At 72.8% G+C, this 5,647-nt stretch carries 2 protein-coding genes; both read right to left on the minus strand.

What is annotated here, in order from left to right; genetic code table 11:
- Nucleotides 1-1,477: transglycosylase domain-containing protein (locus ACK5F2_RS09760; protein ID WP_409864365.1), on the minus strand; the 1,477-nt coding region annotated here is incomplete at its 3' end.
- A gap of 212 nt (nt 1,478-1,689) precedes the next feature.
- Nucleotides 1,690-5,647: alpha-2-macroglobulin family protein (locus ACK5F2_RS09765; protein ID WP_409864364.1), on the minus strand; the 3,958-nt coding region annotated here is incomplete at its 5' end.

Raw genomic sequence — 5,647 nt, forward strand, 5'->3', positions numbered from 1 at the left:
GGCCGAAGGTGAGCGCACGCGCGCTGTTGTCGGCCAGCATGTCGGCCACGATGAAGACGCTGCCCGCCTCGCCCACGCGCCGCGCCGGCGTGCGCGCGCCCAAGGGCCGCAGCTCGCCGCCATTGGCCAGGGCGCGGTAGGCATTGGTGAGCGCGGCCAGGCTGATGTCGGGGCTGCCCAGGGCCAGGGAGTCGCCGTAATAGCCGCCGGTCTCGCTGAGCTGCAGGCCCCAGGCGTTCAGGCGCTGGAAGAGCGCGTCCGCGCCCAGCATGGCACCCACGCGCACGGCCGGCACGTTCAGGCTGTTGCCCAGGGCTGCACGGGTGCTGACCCAGCCGCGGAAGTCGCGGTCGTAGTTCTGCGGCAGATAGAGGCCGTGGCCGGTGGCGATCTGGGCGGGGGAATCGTCCAGCAGGCTGGCGGCCGTGATCAGGCGCTTCTCCAGCGCCAGCTGGTAGACAAAGGGCTTGAGGGTGGAGCCGGGCTGGCGCCGCGCCAGCACGCCGTCCACCTGGGCCGCGCTGGAGAGCTCGCCGCCGCTGGAGCCCACCCAGGCCAGCACCTCGCCGCTGGCGTTGTCCAGCACCAGCACCGCGCCGTCTTCCACCTGGCGGCCGGCCAGCTCACCCAGCTGGCGCTTGAGCGTGTTCACGGCCAGGCGCTGCAGGCGCGCATCCCGGCTGCTGCGCTGGGCGGCCGGCCCCTCGGCACGCAAGACCTGGCGCGCATAGTGCGGCGCCAGCTGCTCGCCCAGGGGCATGCCGGCGCGCCGCGCCAGGGCTGCCGCCAGCTGCGCTTCAGCCCCCGCGCAGCCCAGGCCCTGCTCCTTGAGCACGGCGCAGGCGCGCTGCGCCACCTGGGCGGGCCGCGCATTGGGCGCACGCAGCAGGGCCGCGGCCAGGGCCGCCTCCTGCGCGTCCAGCCCGGCCGGCAGCTTGCCGAACAAGACCTGGGACAGGGCGTGTATGCCCACCAGCTCGCCGCGGAAGGGCACGCGGTTGAGATAGGCCTCCAGGATCTGGGCCTTGCTCCAGCGCGCCTCCAGCTGCTTGGCCACCACCACCTGGCCCAGCTTCTGCGCCAGGCTGCGGCCGCCCGTGGGGCGGCTCAGGTCCTCGTCGATCAGACCTGCCAGCTGCATGCTCAGCGTGGAGGCACCGCGGGTGCGCTGGTTCCCGAGATTGCCCCAGGCGCTGGCAGCCACCGCGCTCCAGTCCACGCCACTGTGCTCGTAAAAGCGCCGGTCCTCGCTCAACAGCAGGGCCTGCAGCAGGGCCGGCGACATCTGCTCCAGCGGCACCCAGGCCAGGCTGCGATGGGTCTTGTCCAGGCGCAGGGTCTGCAAGGGCTCGCCGCGCCGGTCGAGCAGGGTGAAATCGGAGACGCGGTGGGTTGCACGGACTTCGGCGAAGCTGGGCAGTGCATTGGCCGTAGCGCTGGCCGCGAGCAGCAAACCGACGCAAACCACTCCCCGCAGGCCCAGATGCAACGATAGCCAAGAGTAGGGGGTGGGGGGCGTAGCGAAGTAAAGGGGGAGGAGCGGGCGCAGCCCGATCCGGAGGACATGAGTGAAGCCCCCCACACCCTGCTCTTGGCGAAGAGCCCTCAGCTGGCGAAACATCGGGTGACGGAGCCGGCCGCCAGGGCGCACTGCTCCCGGTGGCTGCGGTCTGCCGCGCCGAGTTCCTGTCACGGCGCCACCTCCAACGCCGCATTCGGCAGCTCGCCAAAGCTGTCCGGTGCGTACATGGCCTCGGCCCGGGTGGGCGGGAGCTGGAAGCGGCCGGGATTGTTCAGGCGCAGGGTGTACTCGATCACATGCTTGCCGCGCGGCAGGTACTGGTAGTAGCCGCGCCAGGCCTCGAAGCCGCGCTCCTCATAGGCCAGCCAGGCGCTGCCCTCGCGCTGCTCATCGCGCGTGGCCAGGGCCGAGTCGCCGCCCAGGCCCGAACCCAGGATGGCGGCGCCGCCCGGCACGGGGTCCGACAGCACCACCCAGCTCATATCGCTCTGGGCCTCCAGCTCCAGGCGCACGCGCAGCACATCGCCGCGGCTCCAGCGGTCCTTGGCCTTGCGCTCCACGGCCTGGATGCTCTTGCTCAGGCGATAGCCCGAGACCAGGGGCGCCTTCAGCGGCAGGGCCGCCAGGCTCTGCACCGTGACCCAGGGCTTGCCCGCGCCCTGCTGCTCCAGGCTCAGGCTGCCCTGGGCCTGGGCGGGCCAGGGCAGGCGCAGCGCGCCGCCCTCGGGCTGGCGGGCCCAGTCCAGGGTCTGGGGCGATCGCCCATCCACGCTGGCCACGCTGCGGCCCGCGGGCTTGACCGCCTCGAAGCGCGCGGCGAACTTCTGCAGCGCCAGCACGCCCCAGAGATTGGCCGTGGTCGTGCCCCAGGCGCCCAGCTTCTGGCGGCCCAGCGCGCCGCTCACCAGGCGCGGCAGCTCCTCCTTCCAGCCCGGCAGGTCCAGCACGGCCAGGATCAGGCGCGAGGCATTGGCGTCAGGCCCGTCCATCAGCCACCACCAGGCGTCGCCCTCCTCGGTGCTGAACTTCAGCGTGCTGCCGGCATAGCTCAGGCGGCTGCGCAGCTGGGCCTCGGCCTCGGCGATGCGCTTCTCGCGCTCGGGCGCATCGCTCAGGCGGCGGTGGATCTGCAGCCAGTCGATCAAGGCCGCCGTGGGCCAGGTCGTGACCTTGCGCGCATCCACCGTGGCCAGCAGGCGGGCGCTGGCGCGGCCGTAGCGCGAGAGCGCCTCCAGCGCGGCCAGGCGCCGCACCTCGGTATCGGGCCGCGGCGACCAGAAGCGGCGCTGCAGCCGGCCTTCCACACAGGCGCTCAAGCCGCCCAGCATGGCCTCGCGCGCGGCCTCGGGCAGGGGCTGGCCGGCCTCATGCGCCACCGCCAGCAGATGGGCGGTGAGGCGGTCGCTGCCCTGGGGCGCCTGATCGGGGCGCGGCGGGAAGTAGCTGGCCAGCCCATCGCTGTCCAGATAGCTGGGCAGGCGGTTCATCAGGCTCTGCCACTGCGCCCGGTCGCCCAGGCCCAGGGCCTTGGCACTGAGCTGCTCCAGGCAGCTGTAGGGGTACTGCTCGAAGAAGCGCCGCAGCCCCGGCCGCGCGCCGGCGAGGCTGGGCTGCAGGCTCACGGCCAGGCCGCCGCGCTGCGGCAGGGCGTCGGCGGGCGCGGCCACCGGCAGGCTCAGGCGACCGTCCAGCTGACTGAGGCTGGCCTGCAGCACCCGCACCGGCACGGCCGGCTGCACCAGCTGCGTGACCTTCATGCGGTCGCGCGCCTTGGCGCCGCCCTGCTCTTGCACCTCGGCCTCCCAGACCAGGCTCAGGGCATTGGCGGGCACGCTCACCGTCCACTGCAGCTCGCGCGCGGCGCCGGGCGCCAGGGTCAGGTCGTGCGGCGGCAGGCTCAGGGGCTGGCGCTTGAGATCGGGCTCGCTCGCGCTGTCGGACCCGCCGCTCAGCTGGGCCGTGCCGGCCAGGCTGGCGCGCAGCTTCATCTCGCGCGTGGTGGTGTTGCGCAGGGTCAGCAGGGCCTGGAACTGATCGCCCTCGCGCACCAGGGGCGGCAGGCCGGAGAGCAGCTGCAGGTCCTGGCTCACGCGGATGGTGGTCTGGCCGGTGCCGAAGGCCTGCACGCCGGCATCGGCCACCGCCACCAGGCGGAAGCCTGTGAGCGAATCGTTCAGCGGCACCTCCACCCGCGCCTCGCCCTGGGCGTCCACGCGCACGCGCGGCTGCCAGGTCAGCAAGGTGTCGAAGAGCTCGCGCGTGCCGCCGCGCCCGCCACCGCCGCCCGCGGCCACCGCCTTGCGGCCATAGTGGCGCCGGCCAATGATCTCGCTTTGCGCGCTGGCCGTCTCCACGCCCCAGGGCCGGGGCTGCAGCATGGCGCCCAGCAGATTCCAGCTCCCGTTGCCGCGCAGGGCCAGCAGGCCCTCGTCCACGGCGGCGAAGGCGATCTCGGCGCCCGGCACGGGGCGGCCATCCTGGCTGACCTTGATCAGGGCCTGGGCCTTCTGGCGCACGCCGTACTGGGGCTTGTCGGGCGTGACCGAGACCTCCAGGCGGTGGCGCTGCAGGCCCACCTGCAGGGCGGCCACGCCCAGCTTGAAGGAGGGCTTGGCCAGATCCACCATGGCCGTGGGGGCCTGGTAGTCGCGGCCGGCGCGCCAGTCGGACCACCATTGGCGCGGCGCGCGCCAGCCCCAGGTGAATAAGCTGTAACAGGGCACATCGCGGATGCGCCCGCGCAGCACCAGGGCCGAGACATAGATATTGGGCGACCAGTCGCGCTCGATCTTGAGCGAGACCGTAGGGTCGTCGCCGCGCACCGTGAGCACGCGCGTGTCCATGATGCCCTCGCGCTCGATGCTCAGCAGCACCGTGGCCTCGCGGTAGGGCATGCGCAGCTGCAGGCGGGCGGTCTCGCCGGGCTCGTAGGCGCGTTTCTCGGGCAGCAGGTCGATGCGGTCGTCGTTGTCCTGCGCGAACCAGAGCTCGCCCTGGCGCGTGACCCAGACGCTGGTGGCCGACTCCACCGTGCGGCCCTCGGCGTCCTTGGCGCTGGCGATCAGCTCTACCTGGCCGGCGTTCTCCAGCCTGGCCTCGCAAGTCAGCAGCCCCTGGGCATCGCTGCTGCCGCTGCAGACCTCGCCCAGCTCCTTGAGCTCCACCCGGTTGTCATAGGCATAGAAGCCGCCCACCATACGCTTGCGCGTGGACAGGGTCTGGGCCAGGCGCGCACGCACCACCACCTTCTGGCCGGCAATGGGCTTGCCCTCCAGATTGAGGGCCACCACCTTGAAGCCCACCTGGCCGCGGCTGCTGGCCCAGGAGGCCGCCCGCAGGCCCAGGGCCAGGCGCGCCGGCCACAGGGGCAGCAGCACGGAACGGGTCTGGCGCTCGCCATTGGGGTCGTTGAAGCTGAACTCCGTCAGCAGCCCGCTGGGCTGTTGCAGCGCCGGCAGGCCCTTGAGCGTGAGCGTGGCCGCGCCCTGGCCATCGGTCGCCAGGGCCAGCTTGTCGGCCACCAGCTTGCCGCCGCTGGCGGGCGCGCTGCCTTCCTCGCCCTCCCCACCCATCTCGCCAGCGGCCTCGGCGGCCAGGCTGCGCGGGTCGCGCGGGGGCTGGAACTGGAAGTCCTCATAGCCGGCGAAGTTGAGCTCGCGCGGCCGCAGCAGGGCCGAGACCGAGAGCGGGGTCTGGGCCATGCCGCCACCCGAGAGGTAGTTGAGCTGGGCGCCGATCTTGAGCTCGCTGGGCGCCACCAGGGGGCCCTTGGGCGGGCTCAGCCGCGCCTCCACCAGGGGCACGCGGAACTCCTCCACCCGGAACTCGCCGCTGTCCCAGCGTCGCTGCTGCGCGCCCTGGCCGCGCTCCAGCACGATGCGGTAGCTGCCCAGCTTGGCCGCGGGCGGAATGGCCCATTGGCTCAGCGCCGTGCCCTGCGCATTCCAGTCCAGGGACTCGGCCAGGGTGATCTCCTGGCCGCTGCCCTCATGCAGCAGGCGCACCCGCTCGGGCCGGCCTCCTTCCTTGGCCAGGCGCAAGCCCTGGCCCGTCTCCTCGCGGACGAAATGCTTCAGGGACAGGGTCTCGCCCGCGCGCAGCAGGCTGCGGTCCAGCACGCTGTGG

The sequence above is a fragment of the Roseateles sp. genome (assembly GCF_046300915.1).
Classification (GTDB): domain Bacteria; phylum Pseudomonadota; class Gammaproteobacteria; order Burkholderiales; family Burkholderiaceae_C; genus Kinneretia.